Genomic DNA, 17,818 nt, shown 5'->3' with positions numbered 1-17,818 from the left:
ACGCGTCAGGCAAGCCTCCTGCGAACGGCGGGTGGACCCGTTGAATGTCAGACGGCAACGTCGCTCGACAGCAGGGCTTCAGCCATGCCGGTCATGATGGCGCGCTTGCCGGTAAAGGGTTCGCGACCGTGCACGGCGAGCATGTTGTCGATGAACAACACGTCCCCCTGTTGCCAACTGAAGCGCACCAGCGAGTCGAGGTAGGCCGCACGCAGCGATTGCAGTACGTGCGGCTCGATCGGTTCGCCATCGCCATAAAAGGTGTTGGTAGGCAGGTCGAGGTCGTTGAAGTTGCTTTGCAGCGAGTCGCGGATGCGTTCGGGCAGGGTGCTGATATGGAAGAACGTCGCGTGGTTGAACCAGACCTCTTCGCCAGTACGCGGGTGGCGCACCACGGCCGGCCCACGCTGGCGGGTGCGCAGGCGATTGTTGTCTTTCCATTCCACTTCGATGCCGACGCTGGCGCAGTAGGCCTCCACTTCGCGGCGGTCTTCGGACTGGAACACGGTCTGCCACGGCAGGCCGAAACCGTCGCCGTAGTTGCGAACGTACAACACGCCTTTTTCCCGGAACCGCGCTTCGATCAGCGGGCTGATCCTGGCCTTCACGGCGCGGGTCGAACCAATCGGTGTTTCACCACCGGTCTCGGACGGCAGTTGGCAGTAGAAGAACAGCCGCAGCGGGAAGCGTGGCGAATAGGAGTGTTCGTTGTGGGGGAAAATCATCTGGTCGGCCGGGTAGTCGGTCGAGGTGTAGATGTTGCCGCCGACCCGTGTCCGGGGCGAGGCGCGGAACATGTATTCCAGGGCGCCGGGGGAGAGGGCGGCGATCACCTGGTCGAACTGTTCGACGGACGCGACGTTGAAGCCGCGAAACAGCAGGGCGCCGTACTCCAGCAGTTTCTTTTCCAGCGACTGGCGTTCCCGGGCGGCCCAGGCAACCAGGTCGACGCCACTGACCGCCGGCTCGATCACCAGGGGCAGGGCGTGGTCCGGGCTGAGCAGGCGCTCGGTCACCAACTGTTGTTCCGAGACGTTCATGGCTTTGCGACGCACGGCGCCGAGGGCGCGTGGCGATGGGGGCACGATAGACATAACGGCATCCGACTCGGTTAAAGGGACAAGGAGCGACGTTTGGCTTGCATCAGCTGGCTGCGACCGGCCAGTGCCTGGGACTGTTGCCGCTGGCGGGCGAAGGCCTGGTCCCAGTTGTCGATGCGTTCGGCCAACGCCGGCAATGGCTCGTCCAGCAGGCCGTGTAGCTGTTCCAGCAGGCACGTCCACAGGTGTTGCAGGCGCAAGGCACGGTCCTGGTCGAAGTATTCGCCGCGATACTTGAGGGTCGCGGCGAGGCCTTCGCTGCCGTGCACCAGGTCGAGCACCAGGTGGAAATCCCCTGGTGCCTGTGCCACGTCCAGCGCGGACAAGTGCGCGCCGGCGATGGTGGTCGGGGCCACCCGCGACGGCTGGTAGTTGAGCTTGACCTGGAACAGCGGCGAGTGACCGGGACGGCGCTGCGGCGCCAGGGCCGAGACCACCAGGTCGAAGGGCAGGCCTTGGTGGGCGTAGGCCAGGCGCGCTTCATCGCGAACCTGTCCAAGGAAACCGGCCAGGGTCGGTTCACCGCGCAGGTCGCAGCGCAGGGTCAACTGGTTGACGAAGAAGCCGATGACGTCGTTGTGCTCGGCCAGCGGCCGGCCGCTGACATCGGTGCCCAGCAGGAACTGCGGCTGGCCGCCCAGTTGCTTGAGCACCAGTTGGTAGCTGGCCAGCAACAGCATGAACAAGGTCATGCCTTGCTCGCGGGCCAGCGTCGTCAGTCGTTCGCAACTGCCCTGGGGCACGCTGAAGTCCAGGCTGTGCTGGCCTTGGGTCTTGCCGTTGCCACCCAGGTCCAGCGACTGCGGCATGTCGGCCAGGTGCGCGCGCCAGAAATCCTGTTCGGCGGCGATCCGCTGTTCGCTCCAGTGCCGGGCTTCCCATTGGGCGAAGTCGAGGTATTGCACCGGCGACGAGGCATCTGCCGAACCGGCCAGTTCCGCCAGCAGCACTTGCGCCGAGCGCCCGTCGAAAGCGATGTGGTGCAGGGTCAGCAGCAGGTCATGGTGCTGGTCATCGTGGCTGAGCAACTGCGCCCGCAGCACGGGGCCGGCGTCCAGGTCCACAGGTGTGGCGTGTTCGTTGGCCAGGTGGTCGCGCAGTGCCTGCCGTTGCTGCGCCTCACTCTGGTCACGCAAGTCATGGTGCGCCAGCGGGACCGCCGAAGCCGGCAGCACCCGTTGTTGCGGGCCTTCGACACCGTCGCGGTAGACGGTGCGCAAGACACTGTGGCGCTCGACCAGGGTGTTCAGGCGCAGTGCCAGAGTCTCGATGTCCAATGGCCCTTGCAGATGCAGGTGCAGCACCAGGTTGTGCTGGGTGTCGTCCGGGTTCAATTGACGCAGGAACCACAAGCGACTCTGGGCGAAAGACTGGCGACTCTGCTGGGTGTCGAGGCGCTCGCTCGAGGCCTCGGAGGTTGGCGACGCCTGTCCCAGGAAATCCTGCAAGGCCTGCGCCCATTGCCCAAGGGTTCGTTCGCCGAACAGATCCTGGGTATCGAGGTTCCAGCCCAGGTCCCGGTGCAAGCGAGCGGCGAAGTCGACCAGGCCGATGGAGTCCAGGCCCTGGCCGACCAGGCTGAGTTCGAGGTTCACCGAGAAGTACGGATTGACCTCGCGCAGCGTCTGTTCCAGCCACTGACGGCACGCCGCCGGGGCGAGGTGCGATGCTTCGGTCACCAGGCGCTTGAGCTGGTCAAGGTCGACGGCCTCGTTATTGTCGGCGAGAGCGCCAGCGCTCTGGGCAATGATGCTCAGGGTGCCCGCGGCCAACTGTTTGCGCGCGCCTTGACGGGCGATCTTGCCGCTGGTGGTCATCGGGATGGTGCCGGCTTGCACCAGCACAATCTGGTCGATGCCACAGTCGGCGGCTTCGCGCACGGCGTTTTGCATCGACGCGAACAGCGCCGGGTGATGGGCCGGGTCGACGAACTTGCGTTGCGGCTCGGCGATGATCACCAGTTTCTCGCGGCCCAGTGCCGGGTCCATTTCCGAGAAGGCGGCGATGCGCCCGGTACGGATGCCCGGCTCGGCGTCGGTAATGGCGAATTCGATGTCGTGGGGGTAGAGGTTGCGACCATTGAGAATCAGCAGGTCCTTGAGCCGCCCGCAGATCACCACCTGGCCTTCGTGCATGAAACCCAGGTCGCCGGAGCGCAGGTAATGCTCCGATGAGCCGACGATCCGTGCTTCAAAGGCTTCGCGAGTGGCCGCAGGGTTCTTCCAATAGGATTCGGCGTTGCTCGGGCCCTTGAGCCAGACTTCGCCAATGCGATCGTCAGCGCAGCGCTCAAAGGTTTGCGGGTCGACGATGGCGATGCTGTGCAAGGCTTGCGGGTAACCGCAGGCGACGAACTCCACGGCGGCGGCATCGGCGGCCGCCAGGGCCACGCGGCCGGTCTCCAGCACGGCTTTGTCCAGGCGCAGCACCACCGGCAGCGCGTCGGCCGGTGTGGCGCTGACGCACAGGGTGGCTTCGGCCTGGCCGTAACCGGGGCTGATGGCCAACGGGTTCAGGCCGCATGCGGCAAAACGCTGGGCGAAGGCTTCCAGGGTGCCTGGGTGGATCGGTTCGGCGCCGTTGATGGCGTGTTTCCAGGCGCTCAGGTCGAGCTGTGCGATCAGGCTATCGCTGACCACGCGGTTGCACAGGGCATAGGCGAAGTTGGGGGCGAAACTGGCGGTGGCGCGGTAGCGACTCAGCGCCTGCAACCAGGTCGACGGCGCATTGACGAACGTCTGGGACGCCATCAGATAGCAGGGCATGCCGCTGTAGAGCGGGGCCAGCATCCCGCCGATCAGACCCATGTCGTGGTACAGCGGCAGCCAGTTGACCATGGCGCCGTGTTCGTCGAAACCGTACGCCTGGCGCATCAGCTCGACGTTGGCGATCAGGTTGCGCTGACGCACCTCGACGCCTTTGGGCGAGCCGGTAGAGCCCGAGGTGTATTGCAGGAAGGCCACGGTCGAACCATCGATGGCCGGGCGTTGCCACTGGCTGGCCGGTGGTGTGCCCAGGTCCTGGACGGTCAGCACCTCGACGCGACCCTCCACCAGTTCCAGCAAGCCTTCGCAATAGTCCGCCGGTGCGAGAATCAACGCCGGCTCGGCATCCACCACCACGTTCCGGACGCGGTCGAGGTGGCGCGGTTTGCGCGACGGCGGCGGAAACAACGGCACGGCAATCAAGCCGGCATACAGGCAGGCACAGAAGGCGCGGGCGTAGTCGAGGCTGCTGGGCAGCATCAGCAACACCCGGTCGCCCGCTGCATAACGCGCTTGCAGCGCGGCGGCCAGGGATCGGGATTGCTCGTGCAGTTGGGCAAAGGTCAGGGTTTCGCCGATCTCTACGCCGTCCGGCAGGAAATGCAGGGCGGCACGCTGAGGGAAGTGCTGGGCGTTGGCTTCCAGCACGTCGATCCAATGTTCGAATGAAAACATGTGCAATTCACGCCATGGCCACGATGACTTTGCGGTCACCGGTGAAAGGATTGCGACCGTGTGCCACCAGTCGGTTGTCGAGCATCAGGACATCGCCGGGCTGCCAGGGAAAACTGATGGCAGTCTCGCGGTAGACCTCGCGCACGGTATCGAGCATGTCGTCGGCAATCGGCGAACCGTCGCCGAAATAGACATGGCGCGGCAGGTTCTCTTCACCCACCGCAGCCAGCAGGCTGGCGCGTACGCTCGGTTCGATGGCCGAGACGTGGAACAGGTGCGCCTGGTTGAACCAGACCCATTCACCGGTCTCGGGATGCTGCTGCACGGCGGCGCAACGCTGGCGGGTGCGCAGGTCGCCATCGGCTTTCCATTCCCACTCGATGTCGTTGTCCTGACAATAGCGTTCGACCTGGGCACGGTCCTGGGTGTTGAAGACTTTCTCCCAGGGCAGGTCCAGGGCGCCGCTGTAGTTGCGCACGTAGAGCAACTCGCGGCTGGCGAACAGCTCGCGAATCTCGGCAGGCATGCGCTGGTAGATCAGGCGGCTGTCGGCAATCGGGGTCTCGCCACCGGTTTCGCTGGCCTTGATGCAGTGGAACCAGATGCGCGAAGGCCAGGGACGGGTGTAGGCCTGCTCGTTGTGCAACGGGATGAATTGATGGGCCGGGTACTCAGTGGAGCTGTAGATCCCGGCGAAGACTTTGCTGCGCGGCGTGGAGCCGAATTCGTAACTGGCCAGCGGTGCACCGAAGCTGGCAGCGAAGCGCTTGAAATCGATGGGCGTGGCGACGGTGAAGCCGCGGAACAACACGCCGCCGACCGTGGTCAGGGCATGGGCCAGGCTGTCGCGGATCGAGGCGTCCAGATCGTGGATCGACTGTCCCGGTGCCGCCTGTACCAGCACGGGTAACAACTGCGCGCTTGCATCCGTGGGCGCCATTGAAAAAAGCTCGGAACGCCCGTTCAGGTGTTCGATTGAGGTCATCCTTGTGCATCCTCTTTTGTCTTCGTCGACCAGTCACAGGACCTTGAAAGCAGGGCAGCGGTCGGGTGTGTAGGACTCGTCTGTAATGTATTCAGATCAATACAAGACGACATACTAGGTACAAATGAGATGGATTATCAATACTATTTATTTAATTTTTTTTTTGGATTAGACTCCGCTCCGCTGGCGCCAAACAGCCTTCGGCCAGCTCAAAAAACCTAAAAATATCTGTCGCAGGGGAGCGGGGCGTGAATTTCAAAAAGAACACAATTGCGTTGGCTGTGGGGTCGGCCATCGGCTTGAGCAACGGCGCATGGGCGGCTGAAGAAGCGAGCAAGATGGAGATCGCTCCCATCACCGTGACGGGTGAAAAAATCGACCGTACCCTCGAGAAAACCCAATCCAGCGTCGTGGTCGTCACCGACAAGAACCTGCGTGAGCATGGCGACAAGGACCTGGTGGATGTCTTTGCCCGTACGCCCGGCGTCTATAGCCAGGCCGGCAATGAGAACTGGGGGATTCGTGGCGTGCCGGTGTCCGGTTTCGACGACCAGGGCCCGGCGGCCCTCAACGGTGCGGTATCGGTATATGTCGACGGCGCCGTGCAGCCGAACCGCGCGCTGACCCTCAGCCCGGTCCCGCTCTGGGATGCCGAGCAGGTCGAAGTATTCCTGGGTCCACAGTCCACCACCCAGGGGCGTAACTCCCTGGCCGGTGCGGTGGTTATCCAGACTAAAAATCCAACCTTCGAGCCTTCCTTCTCGGCGCAAACCAATGTGGGGAACTATGGTGAGCACGGAGCGGCCGTGGCGGGTGGCGGAGCGATCGTGGATGAGAAGATCGCCGGGCGTATTGCCGTGGATTATTCCGACGGTGACGGCTACATCCGCAACACCACGCTCGATAAGGATGCCAACCCGCATCGCACCAGCAATGCCCGCGGTAAATTGCTGATCCTGCCCAATGACGACACCGACGTCTTGCTGACTTATGCCCATAACGAACACCGCCAGGGTGACCGCTCGACGATGCGCGGTTCCGATGGCAAGCCGAGCTATTACGACATCGCGTCCAATACCGAAGCCTTCGACAACCTCAAGCAAGACACCCTCAGCGCCAAGGTGGATTATCGCCTGAACGATGCCTGGTCGCTGACCAGCATGACCGCCAATACCAGCACGGACTACAGCAACCGTCTGGATTTTGACCAGAATGCGGTGGACAACGAGGTCGTTCTGCGTAAGCAAGACGGGAACCTGTTCAGCCAGGAACTGCGTCTGAATTACGCCTCGGACACGGTGAAGAGTTTCGTCGGCGCCTACTATGGCCACAACACCAACAAGTTCCACGACCGGCTGTTGTTCGATGACGTGCTGGTGCGTACCGTCAAAGGTGATACCAAGATTGAAAACAAGGCGGTGTTCGGTGAAGTCAACTGGACGTTCGCGCCGCGCTGGACGTTGATCACCGGCCTGCGTTACGACCACGAGACGAACAATACCGATATCGAGGAGGACGGCCGTTTCGTTCCCGAGAAAATCAAGAAGTCGTTTGATGCCGTACTGCCGAAACTGGGCATCGACTATGAATTGGCCACGGACCAGTACCTCGGATTCATGGTGCAGAAGGGCTATCGCGGTGGTGGTGTCAACCTGCGCTCCGGTAGCGGTCACCAGGCCTACGACCCGGAATACACCACCAACTACGAGCTGTCCTATCGCGGTTCGTTCTTCGACAAGACCCTGCGCGCCCGCGCCAACCTGTACTACACCGACTGGAAAGACCAACAGGTCAGCGTGCGGCAGTCTGGCAGCAACGTCATTGATATCTACAACGCCGGTCGCAGTGACATCAAGGGCCTGGAAGTCTTCGTCGAAAAAGACATCACCGAACAACTGACCCTGAACGTCGGTGGTGCCATTACTGACAGCAAATACAAGGACTTCGTCGCTGACAATGGCCAGGACAGGAGCGGTGAATCGTTCCTCTACTCGCCTAAATACAAGGCCTCGGTGGGTGGTGTCTATCGCTTCGACGATCGCCTGATATTCGGCACGGACATTGTCTATCAGAGCACTGCGCCTTCGGAGTACGAATTCGACTCAAACGGCAAAGTCAGTGGCGAGCGTAAGAGCGACGCCTATGTGCTGGTGAACTTCAACACCGAGTACAAAGTCACCAAGAACGTCGCCGTGTCCGCCTACGTCAAGAATGCGTTCGACAAGGAGTACGTCACCAACAATCGCAACGACGAGATCATCGACGTCGGCGCACCGCGCACGTTCGGCATGATCCTGCGTTACGACATGTAAACCCATGGGCGCGGGGAGGCAATCTCCCCGCGCCTGGCTTGTTGCTTCCCGGATGTGTGTTTCCAGGCTGTTTGTTCCCTTCCAAACCCAGCCTCCATGGAGGAAATCATGAGTGCTTTTTCGAATGTCACAGCGGGTGGCGCGCAACAGCTACGCCTGTTGCACACTGGCCTGTCGAGTCCTTACTGCCTCGATTCGACACCGTTGCTGGAACGTCAGCAACAGCAGGAATCCAACGCCCGCAGTTACCCGCGACGCATTCCCCTGGTGCTTGAAAGGGCCCATGGCATTTATGTGCAGGACAGTCGCGGGCAAGTGTTCGTCGATTGCCTGGCCGGTGCCGGCACCCTGGCGCTGGGGCACAACCATCCGGTGATCATCGAAGCCATCACCCAGGTCATGGCCGCTGGTGTGCCGATGCATACCCTGGACCTCATGACACCTGTGAAGGACGCATTCGTCCAAGAGATTTTCGCATGCCTGCCCAGCGAGTTCGCTCGCCATGCACGCATCCAGTTCTGCGGCCCGAGCGGGGCCGATGCGGTCGAGGCCGCGCTCAAGCTGACCCGTACCGCGACGGGGCGGCATTCGGTCCTGGCGTTCGAAGGGGCCTATCACGGGATGACCCTGGGCACGCTGGCCATCAGTGGCAACCTGTCGCCCAAAAACGCCCTCGGTGCGTTGATGCCAGGTGTGCAGCGCTTGCCGTTCCCCCACGATTACCGCTGCCCGTTCGGGGTGGCCGGCGATCAGGCGGTCACGTTGAACGTTCGCTACCTCGAACACTTGCTCAACGACCCGGAAAGCGGAGTGACCGCACCGGCGGCGATGATTTTGGAGCCGATCCAGGGCGAGGGCGGGGTGATCGCCGCGCCGGACCGCTGGCTGCAGGAGCTGCGCCGCTTGACCCAGGCCCATGGCATCCCGCTGATCGTCGATGAGATCCAGTGCGGCATCGCCCGCAGTGGCCGGATGTTCGGCTTCGAGCAATCGGGCATCACGCCGGATGTCATTACCCTGTCCAAAGCCATTGGCGGTGGCTTGCCGCTGTCGGTCATGGTCTATCACGAGTCGCTGGATGTCTGGCAACCGGGTGCCCACGCCGGCACGTTCCGTGGCAATCAGCTGGCGATGGCGGCAGGCACCGCGACCTTGCGCTTCATTCGTGACCATGGCCTGGTCCAGCACGCCGAAACGGTGGGCGCGCACTTGCAAAAACAACTGCGGGCACTGCAAAGCGAGTTTGCCTGGATCGGCGATGTGCGCGGTCGCGGCCTGATGCTCGGCATGGAAATTGTCGACCCCCAGGGCACCCTCGATGTACAGGGCCATCCGCCGGTGGACACGGCCCGGGCCAAGGCTTTCCAGCAGGCCTGCCTGAAGCACGGATTGATCGTTGAACTGGGCGGACGCCACGGCGCGACCGTGCGCTTGCTGCCGCCGTTGATCATTACCGAGCAGGAAATCGATTTTGTCGCGAAAATCCTGTTCCAGGCCGCGAGCACGATCAACGAGCGTCCTGCGGGTTAATCATCCAGCGATGTCCAGGGCTTGCCGACTGCCATCGGCAAGCCTTTTTTTCATGGGGCAGGGAGTGACAATGCAGAAGAATTTCGCCTCGCTGAAACCCGCCTCGCTGTTGCTGCTGGTGCTTGGGTTAAGCGCCTGTGGTGCCCAGGAACCGCGCGCCAGGCCCAGTGCGGCGTTGCCGCAGGTCAAGACGCTGACGGTCCAGCCGCGAGCGTTTGCCATGACCACTGACTTGCCCGGTCGGATCGAGCCGGTGCGCATCGCCGAGGTGCGCGCGCGGGTGGCCGGTGTGGTGCTGACCCGGCACTTCCAGGAGGGCAGTGACGTCAAGGCCGGCCAGTTGCTGTTCAGCATCGACCCGGCGCCGCTCAAGGCGGCGCTGATGCGCGCCGAAGGTGCGCTGGCCAGGGTCGAGGCCGATGTCTATCGGGCCAACGCCCAGGTGCAGCGCTTCAAGCAACTGGTGGAGATCAGCGCCGTCAGCCCGCAGGCGTTCGACGAAGCCATGTCCGATCTCAAGAGCGCCCAGGCCAATCGCCTGGCGGCCCAGGCCGACCTGACCAGTGCCCGGCTCAACCTGGATTACTGCCAGGTGCGCGCGCCGATCAGCGGCCGCATCGGTCGAGCCCTGGTCAGCGAAGGCGCGCTGGTGGGGCAGGACGAGGCGACGCAGATGGCGCGGATCCAGCAACTGGACCCCATTTATGCAGACTTCACCCAATCCGCCGATCAGGTGGTGGCCTTGCAGCAGGCGCTGGCCAGTGGGCGCCTGACCCTCGATGGCAGCGGTGCGGCCGAGGTGACGGTACAGGTGGGCAATCCCGCCCAGACCCGACGCGGCAAGTTGATGTTTTCCGATATTTCCGTGGACCGAAGCACCGGGCAAGTGACCTTGCGCGGCGAATTCCCCAACCCGGACAACGTGCTGCTACCAGGCATGTACGTGCGGGTGGTGGCGCCGGCAGGGGTCGACCCACAAGCGCTGTTCGTGCCACAGCAGGCGGTACAGCGCGGTGCTGACGGCCAGGCCCGGTTGATGCTGGTGGATGTCGGTGGAGTGGTGCGCGAACGGGTGGTCAGCACCGGTGCGATGTTCGGCACCGACTGGCAGATCACCCAGGGACTGGCGGCGGGCGAGCAGGTGGTGATCGAGCGGGCCGACAAACTCAGCGCGGGGACGCAGGTCCACGTGGTTACCTTGGCCGAGCAACAGGCCCGTAACTGACGGCCAGCGGCCTTGGGAAGAAAACGATGCCGGATTTTTTCATCAACCGTCCGAACTTTGCCTGGGTCATCACCTTGTTCATCGCCCTGGCCGGCGTACTGACGCTGGGCTCCTTGGCGGTCAGCCAGTACCCGGACGTGGCGCCGCCGCAAATCAATGTCAGCGCCAACTATCCGGGGGCCTCGGCGCTGATTGTCAGCCAGAACGTCACCAGCCTGATCGAAGAGGAGCTCAACGGCCTCAAGGGCTTGATCTATTACGAATCCAACAGCGCCAACGGCGGCGCCGAAACCACCATCACCTTCAAGCCGGGCACGGATCCCGACATGGCCCAGGTCGATGTGCAGAACCGCTTGCAGCGAGTGATCGGCCGCTTGCCCCAGGCGGTGATCGAGCAAGGGCTGGAAGTGGAGCAGGCACGTTCCAACTTCCTCCTGGTGTATGCCTTGTCCTACACCGATGGCCAGCAGGACTCCGTCGGGTTGGCCGACTATGCCGCCCGCGCCATCAACAACGAAATTCGCCGGGTGGCCGGGGTCGGACGGGTGCAGATGTACACCGCCGAACGGGCCATGCGGATCTGGGTCGATCCGGCGCGGCTGGTGGGCTACAACCTGTCGATGGCCGATGTCGGCAGGGCCATCGCCGGGCAGAACATACAGGTGCCGGCTGGCAGCCTGGGGGAGAGGCCGGGGCCCGCCGACCAGCAGATCACTGCCACGGTGATGGTGCAAGGGCAGCTCGAATCGGTGGAGGCGTTCGGCAACATTGTGCTGCGGGCCAACGATGACGGTTCCAGCGTGCGGATCCACGACGTGGCGCGGGTCGAGCTGGGGCGCAAGGACTACCGCTTCGACGCGCGCCTGAACGGCAAGCCGGCGGCGGCCATGTCGGTGCAACTGGCACCGGGCGCCAACGCACTGCAAACGGCGGAGGCGATCAAGACGCGGCTCGCACAGCTGTCGAGCACCTTGCCGGCGAACATGGTCCTGAGCGTGCCGTATGACACCTCGTACTTTGTCGAGGTGGCAATCAAGCAAGTCATCTACACCCTGGCCGAAGCCATGGTCCTGGTGTTCCTGGTAATGCTGCTGTTCTTGCAGAACCTGCGCTATACGCTGATTCCGGCGGTGGTGGTGCCGGTCTGCCTGCTGGGAACGGTCGCGGTCATGGCCGCGCTGGGCTTCTCGATCAACATGATGACGTTGTTCGGCATGGTGCTGGCGATCGGGATCCTGGTGGACGACGCCATTGTCGTGGTGGAAAACGTCGAGCGGTTGATCGCCCAAGAACACCTGTCGCCCAAGGCCGCGACCCGCAAGGCCATGCGCCAGATCAGCGGGGCGATTGTCGGCATTACCCTGGTGTTGGCGGCGGTGTTTCTGCCGCTGGCGTTCATGGGCGGCTCGGTGGGCGTGATCTACCAGCAGTTTGCCGTGGCTTTGTCGGTGTCGATCCTGTTCTCCGGGTTCCTGGCGCTGACCTTGACGCCGGCCCTGTGTGCCACCGTGCTCAAACCTTTCGACTCGGCGCACCCGACCCGGCCCAACCGCTGGGCGAGCGCTTTCAATCGACGCTTCGAGGCCTTGGCCCAGCGTTATGAGCGACTGGGCGCGAGCTGGGTTCGACGCGGTAGTCGCAGCCTGTGTCTGTACCTGGTGTTGCTGCTGGTACTCGGCTTCACCTATGCCCGGTTGCCGTCCTCGTTCCTGCCAGCGGAGGACCAGGGGTACATCGTCACCGATATACAGCTGCCACCCGCCGCATCGGCCGCGCGCACCGACGTGACGGTCCAGGCATGGGAGCGATATGCCCTGGCGCAACCAGCCACGGACCAGGTGTTGGCGATCATGGGGTTCAGTTTTTCCGGGGAGGGTGCCAATGCGGCGTTGTCGTATGTCACCCTCAAGGATTGGTCGCTGCGCGGTAGTGGGCAGGCCAGCGACGAGGTGGCTCGACGCGCGAACGACGCCTTTGAAGAGGTCGCCGATGGCACGTTGTTCAGCGTGGTGCCGCCGCCAGTCGACGGTCTTGGCACCTCCAGCGGCTTCGAGTTGCGCTTGCAGGATCTGGCGGGGCAGGGGCACGAAGCGCTATTGAAGGCGCGCAACCAATTGCTCGAGGCAGCCAAGGCCTCGCCGGTGATTGACCATTTGATGGAGGATGGCCTGGCCGATGCACCGCAAATCAACGTCAGCATCGACCGTGAAAAGGCCGAGGCGCTGGGGGTGAGTTTCGATGTGATCAGTGCGGCGCTGTCCTCGGCGCTGGGTTCGGAGCAGATCAACGAGTTCGCCAATCAGGGACGGATGCAGCGGGTGATCATCCAGGCCGATGGCATGAGCCGGCAGACGCCGCAAGCGCTGCTGCGCCTGCAAGTGCCCAACCGCCAGGGGCGCCTGGTGCCGCTGGATGCGTTCAGCCGTTTTGAATGGCAGGTCGGGCCGTTGCAGATCGCTCGCTATAACGGCTCGGCATCGCTGCGTTTTTCCGGGGATGCCGCGCCGGGCTACAGCACCGGGCAGGCGATGCAGGCGTTGCAGGACATCGCCCGGCAGTTGCCAGCCGGTTTCAGTCTCGAATGGGCGGGGCTGTCGTTGCAGGAACAACAGGCCAGCGATCAGGTGCCGCTGTTGGTAGGGTTGTCGTTGACCATGGTTTTGCTGGTGCTGGTCGCCCTGTATGAAAGCTGGGCGATTCCCTTTGCCGTGCTGCTGATCGTGCCGGTGGGCATGCTCGGTTCGGTATTGGCGGTGACGGTGATGGGCATGTCCAATGATGTCTATTTCAAAGTGGGCTTGATCACGATCATCGGTCTTTCCGCCAAGAACGCCATCCTGATCGTCGAATTTGCCAAGGCCCTCCACGCTGAGGGCGCCAGCCTTGCGCAGGCGGCGGCTCAAGCGGCACGCCTGCGATTCCGACCGATCGTCATGACCTCCCTGGCCTTCATCCTGGGAGTGATGCCCCTGGCGTTCGCCAGCGGTGCCGGTGCTGCCAGCCAGCGAGCGCTCGGCACCGGCGTGGTCGGCGGCATGTTGGCAGCGACCGTGCTCGGGGTTTTGTTCGTGCCGGTGTTCTACGTCCAGGTGCTGTCCATGGCGAACCGCTTGCGCCGCCGCCGTGGTGCATCGATCGAGGAGGGCGCGTGACATCCCGTTGATTCGGGCTGGGTGGAAGGCACTTCCGGCGTTGGAAAACACCGAGCCCCAGGTAGCCGTTCAAGGTCTCTGCAGTGATCACCAAACCCTGTGGGAGCGAGCCTGCTCGCGATGACGCCGGCACAGCCAACATCACTGCCAACTGACCAGCCGCTTTCGCGAGCAGGCTCGGTCCCACAGGGGATTGCGGGTGTTCACGGCATTTGGAGTCACCACAAATAATCAGTGGGGGCGAGCCTGCTCGCGATGACGGCGGCACATCCGACATCACTGCCAACTGACCCACCGCTTTCGCGAGCAAGCCCGCTCCCACAAGGGATTGCGGGTGTTCACGGCATTTGGAATCACCACAAATAACCTGTGGGAGCGAGCCTGCTCGCGATGACGGCAGCACATCCAACATCAATGCAAGCTGACCCACCGCTATCGCGAGCAAGCCCGCATCCACTGGGATCTGCGGCGGACGCGCGATCTCGCCCGTCAGTAAGCCGGTGCTATCGGCCTTCCAAGCAGACCTGTTGGAACCATATTGCCAAGTCCGGCCATCCTACCGTGCTCGACTTCAGGCATTGGCGTGGGTCAGCCCGGTCAAGGTGTCCGCGATAGCCTTCGTACGTTGCGCCGTGCCTTCGGTGGTGCGGCTCGAGTCTTCCAGGGCATCGAGCATCTCGCGCAGGGCGCTCACGGCGATGGACTGGTCTTCGATCTGTTGGGCGACACCTTGGATCTCCGTGGAGAGCAGGTCAATGTCGACGCCGATTTCCGCGGCATTCTTGCGGGTGATCTCCGCCAGCTTGCGAACCTCGTCAGCCACCACCGCAAACCCTCTGCCCATCTCACCGGCGCGCGCCGCTTCGATGGCGGCGTTGAGGGCCAACAGGTTGGTCTGTCCGGCGATTTGCTGGATAACCTGTACGATCGACTGGATACGCAAGCTCGAACTGGCCAGCGCCCGGGCGCCGACCACCGCTTCACCCGCTTGGGTGGCAAGCTGCTCGACAGTCGTGCCGGCCTGCTCGGCGACGTTGTTTTGCCGGTCGATCGTGCCCGTCAGGTCATCCATCGACAGGTGCAGCTCGCCGGAGTAATGCTTGATCTGCGTTGCGATCTGCGCTTGCTGCTGGCTGGCGTGGGCCAATACCTGGCCCAGGTCCGTCAGGCCGTCGAACACCGGCAGGATCGTGTTATCCAGGCCGCGAGTGTCCAAGGCGCTACTGAAGTCATTCATCTTGAACGCCATGATCTGCTTGACCACCACATGGTTCAGGCCCGCCAGCTTCTTGACCTGGCGGCGCAGGAAAAACGCCTTGAACTCGCCATAGTGGGCGATGAAGTTATCGACGTATTCATCGACGAAACTGGCGCCCTTGGTGATTCGAAAGAAGAAAATCGCCGTGAGCGTCTGATTCAGGTTCAAGCCGAGGATTTCACCAAAGGTCGAGAAGCCGGCCAAGGGCACATCCCCGAAAATACCGGCCATGCTGCCCAGGTCGCTGCTGTTGTTGAGCCGGCGCAGGATGCAGTCGTTGAGAATGGCGGCCACCGGACGGCCGCCCTTGCCCTTGAGGAATTTCTCGTAGTCGAGTCTGGTCGCCTCGCGAAGGGGGGTGCGCTTGACCATCACCAGCTCTTCGCCGGGCGCCACGTCGCAGAACAGCTGGATGATCTGCTGCTGATAGTCGATACGGGCAATCGAGCGTACGAACAGCTCATCACCCACACGGATGGCGAATGAATAATCGGCCAGCTTCTTTTCCAGCGCCTGGGCACTGCACTCGAACGCATCGCACAGCGCCTGGACCATGCTCTTGATGTTCCCACGGCTGTCGATGACCTGGTCGATGGTGCGGTCTTCGACCGATGCGGTCAGCACATTGAACGTCAGCCCGGCAGGTTGGAAGTTCTGGCTCTTGAACACCCCGAAGCGCACATCCGCCGCGGTTTTCAGGAAGACAATCTGCGCATGGTTCTGATAACTGCGCTGCCCATCACTGATCAGGGTCTTTTTGAAATCCGTCTTGCCACCGGCCGACCCGCCGACGAACAGGCAAGGGAAACGTCCAGATTCATAGAGCGCCTCCATAAAGAACGACTCGGAGGCCGAAAGACCATCGAACACCACGTAGGCCAAGGTATCGCGATGATCAATGGGCGTGCTCACTTGCGCCTGCTTGATGTTATTCACCAATCGGGTGATTCGCTCACGCATGGCCAGGCGCTTGCCGCCACCGCGAATGTCCTCGCACTCCAGCGGCACCATCACCACCTCGGCCGACACAATCACACTGGCGTCAAACAGCAGCAGCACCACCCGGTCCCAGGCCTCGCCGGTTTGGCAGTACAGCGTATTCGCACCGTTGCACAACTCACCCGAGGTCGTGCACAGGCTGATGGTGCTGTTGGGAAAGCGCTTCTTGACCTTGGCAGCTACTCGGTCGATGTCCAGGTGAGGGGAGACAAACCCGGTGACCAACACGGGAGTGATGCGTAGGTTGGCCAGCGTCTGGTCAAGTTCACCCGAAGTGCAGACCACGCTGACCGTCCCCTGGTTGCGGGCTCGGGCTTTGTTGAAGAGGCTCAGTAGGTTCATGGCTGGACTCGGTTGAGCGCGACGTGAGGCGTATGGGTATGGGGCGGAGTCCTTTCTCTATAGCGGTCACGGCTGGGGGGCTTGTATGGGCGTGAGCTTGGGCTATTGGCGGGGGTGGTCCATAGGGGCTTTTGGTTGGGGTTTACTACGTCTGTTGGTCAGCGACTTTCGTATAAGTCTCTGGAGAAACCTATGGAAAAAATCAGTTCTCATCCGCTGGACGACAAAGCGCCACCCGCTATGCTTCGATGGTGGCGTCTTGCCATTCGCCACGCCCATCACAATCAACCCCAGGCGCGAGACCAGAACTTGTCCGTCATCGCCCTTTGCAGAGACGATCCATGAATACATACAAAGCCGTGTCGGGAGTTGTGTGGGGTGTTTTGTTGGGTTGCATCGGTCAGGCCAATGCCTTTCAACTTTCACCGGATGGCACCTTGGCTGAGCGAGAGATGGCCAAGAAATACGGGGTTTCCTATAAGGCGACGGTGCCTTTCGCCAGCTTTGCGCTGCATAATTTTTCCGATCCGGCCCATGAGGCGTTGACGCAGAAAATCTATGGGTGCGACGGGGATTGGCAGGAGTGCAGCAATCCCAACCTGGAGAATGCCGGCGCTTATGTTATTGCCGGGGTTCGCTGGAACGATGATCCGGTGTTCATGCCTGGCGCGGAAGATGCCAAGACCAAGGGTTGTGATGGGCGTTATTCGGTTGGCTTTATCTCGCAGACGCGGTGCTGGGTAAATCTGTTCGAGAAAGCCGAGGACAAAAGCGCCTCCGATCCGATGGCATTCATGGGGTCGGGGAATTACATCTCTCGTTCGCATTTCGGCGACTTGCAGTTCTTGCATGCAATGGCTTCCCAGGAGGGCGCCACGCCAGAGCAGACCAAGCGTGAAATCATGATGTGGGCCGAGTTCGCCTGGGGGGTTGCCGACGGAACCTACCCCATCAATACCTATTTGAAAGACATCAAGATCGAAGGCTGGGAGCAGCATTTCAATAATGGGCAGACGGTGCAGGACCTTTTTGCGGTCGGGCGCCCATGGCTGCGGGCGAATGTGAGCCAGGTGGCGTTTGGCAGCCTGCTTCATCTTGTCCAGGACAGTTTTGCCGGCGGGCATGCGCAGCGGCGCGAAGAGGTTTTGGGTGACAAGTGCATGGGCGGGACCGAAGCTGTGCTGGGGCGAATCGAGGAGTTTCATTCTTACGCCCGGCAGGACCATGCCAAGCATAAGGACGCCGATGCCAGTTCGGTTGCCAGGCTGATGCTGATGGCGCATGAGCCGGATGTCGTGGATGCCGGCAAGAAGCTGAGGGGGTTTATCGCGGATCGCAAGAAATGGGCGGACGTCAGGCCGTATCTGGATGAGTGTATCTTCGCCCTGGCCAATGAAACGACTCCGGCGTCGGCGGGTGATGGATATAAGCTGGAGGCCAATCGCTGACCACCTGATGAAAAACTGGTGGGAGCG

Annotated in this window: 9 protein-coding genes and 1 pseudogene; 5 read left to right on the top strand and 5 right to left on the bottom strand. The window is 62.3% G+C overall.

Translation table 11 applies throughout. From position 1 onward, the window contains the following. Positions 1-47 precede the first annotated feature (47 nt). From AC30D9_RS03425 to AC30D9_RS03415, 3 genes are read right to left on the bottom strand one after another with little or no spacing between them, the layout of a single operon-like run. Positions 48-1,094: a TauD/TfdA family dioxygenase gene (locus tag AC30D9_RS03425; protein ID WP_307571942.1), complete on the bottom strand. Its 1,047-nt coding sequence runs from the start codon at positions 1,092-1,094 to the stop codon at positions 48-50. Between the two features lie 17 nt (positions 1,095-1,111). Then, on the bottom strand, positions 1,112-4,540 hold the full coding sequence (locus tag AC30D9_RS03420) for a condensation domain-containing protein (RefSeq protein WP_307571943.1): 3,429 nt from the start codon (positions 4,538-4,540) through the stop codon (positions 1,112-1,114). Between the two features lie 7 nt (positions 4,541-4,547). Then, complete coding sequence (locus AC30D9_RS03415; protein WP_307571944.1) at positions 4,548-5,525, bottom strand: TauD/TfdA family dioxygenase; 978 nt, start codon at positions 5,523-5,525, stop codon at positions 4,548-4,550. 248 nt (positions 5,526-5,773) lie between these two features. On the opposite strand from AC30D9_RS03415, the gene AC30D9_RS03410 reads away from it, so the two are divergent. The 4 genes from AC30D9_RS03410 to AC30D9_RS03395 all read left to right on the top strand — a co-directional run bounded on the left by AC30D9_RS03410 (position 5,774) and on the right by AC30D9_RS03395 (position 13,744). After that, positions 5,774-7,837, top strand: coding sequence for a TonB-dependent receptor (locus tag AC30D9_RS03410; RefSeq protein ID WP_307571945.1), 2,064 nt, complete (start codon positions 5,774-5,776; stop codon positions 7,835-7,837). A gap of 108 nt (positions 7,838-7,945) precedes the next feature. Further along, positions 7,946-9,367 carry a diaminobutyrate--2-oxoglutarate transaminase gene (locus tag AC30D9_RS03405; protein ID WP_307571946.1) on the top strand — a complete coding sequence of 474 codons (1,422 nt, stop codon included), beginning with the start codon at positions 7,946-7,948 and terminating at the stop codon, positions 9,365-9,367. 70 nt (positions 9,368-9,437) lie between these two features. After that, on the top strand, positions 9,438-10,592 hold the full coding sequence (locus tag AC30D9_RS03400) for an efflux RND transporter periplasmic adaptor subunit (RefSeq protein ID WP_307571947.1): 1,155 nt from the start codon (positions 9,438-9,440) through the stop codon (positions 10,590-10,592). Positions 10,593-10,618: 26 nt separating this feature from the next. Further along, complete coding sequence (locus AC30D9_RS03395) at positions 10,619-13,744, top strand: multidrug efflux RND transporter permease subunit (RefSeq protein ID WP_490143426.1); 3,126 nt, start codon at positions 10,619-10,621, stop codon at positions 13,742-13,744. Between the two features lie 571 nt (positions 13,745-14,315). On the opposite strand, the gene AC30D9_RS03390 is transcribed toward AC30D9_RS03395, so the two are convergent. Together AC30D9_RS03390 and AC30D9_RS03385 are read right to left on the bottom strand one after the other, a co-directional pair. Continuing rightward, positions 14,316-14,816, bottom strand: a complete 501-nt coding sequence (locus AC30D9_RS03390) for a methyl-accepting chemotaxis protein (protein ID WP_232201030.1) — start codon at positions 14,814-14,816, stop codon at positions 14,316-14,318. A 372-nt stretch (positions 14,817-15,188) separates the two neighbouring features. Next, positions 15,189-16,343: pseudogene (locus AC30D9_RS03385) on the bottom strand (FIST signal transduction protein); the annotation flags it as partial. Positions 16,344-16,684: 341 nt separating this feature from the next. Here AC30D9_RS03385 and AC30D9_RS03380 point away from each other — a divergent pair. Continuing rightward, a complete protein-coding gene (locus AC30D9_RS03380) occupies positions 16,685-17,791 on the top strand; it encodes a hypothetical protein (protein ID WP_490143425.1) in 1,107 nt (368 codons plus the stop codon). Positions 17,792-17,818: the final 27 nt, after the last annotated feature.

Source organism: Pseudomonas sp. DF11 (assembly GCF_058148565.1).
Note: the sequence above shows the minus strand (reverse complement) of the source record. Positions and strands in the feature narration are given on the sequence as shown.

Bases quoted from the DNA above. Each gene is read 5' to 3' on its own strand.
- AC30D9_RS03420 (WP_307571943.1), bottom strand. From the start codon at position 4,540: ATGTTTTCATTCGAACATTGGATCGACGTGCTGGAAGCCAACGCCCAG.
- AC30D9_RS03425 (WP_307571942.1), bottom strand. From the start codon at position 1,094: ATGTCTATCGTGCCCCCATCGCCACGCGCCCTCGGCGCCGTGCGTCGC.
- AC30D9_RS03395 (WP_490143426.1), top strand. From the start codon at position 10,619: ATGCCGGATTTTTTCATCAACCGTCCGAACTTTGCCTGGGTCATCACC.
- AC30D9_RS03400 (WP_307571947.1), top strand. From the start codon at position 9,438: ATGCAGAAGAATTTCGCCTCGCTGAAACCCGCCTCGCTGTTGCTGCTG.
- AC30D9_RS03405 (WP_307571946.1), top strand. From the start codon at position 7,946: ATGAGTGCTTTTTCGAATGTCACAGCGGGTGGCGCGCAACAGCTACGC.
- AC30D9_RS03390 (WP_232201030.1), bottom strand. From the start codon at position 14,816: ATGGATGACCTGACGGGCACGATCGACCGGCAAAACAACGTCGCCGAG.
- AC30D9_RS03380 (WP_490143425.1), top strand. From the start codon at position 16,685: ATGAATACATACAAAGCCGTGTCGGGAGTTGTGTGGGGTGTTTTGTTG.
- AC30D9_RS03415 (WP_307571944.1), bottom strand. From the start codon at position 5,525: ATGACCTCAATCGAACACCTGAACGGGCGTTCCGAGCTTTTTTCAATG.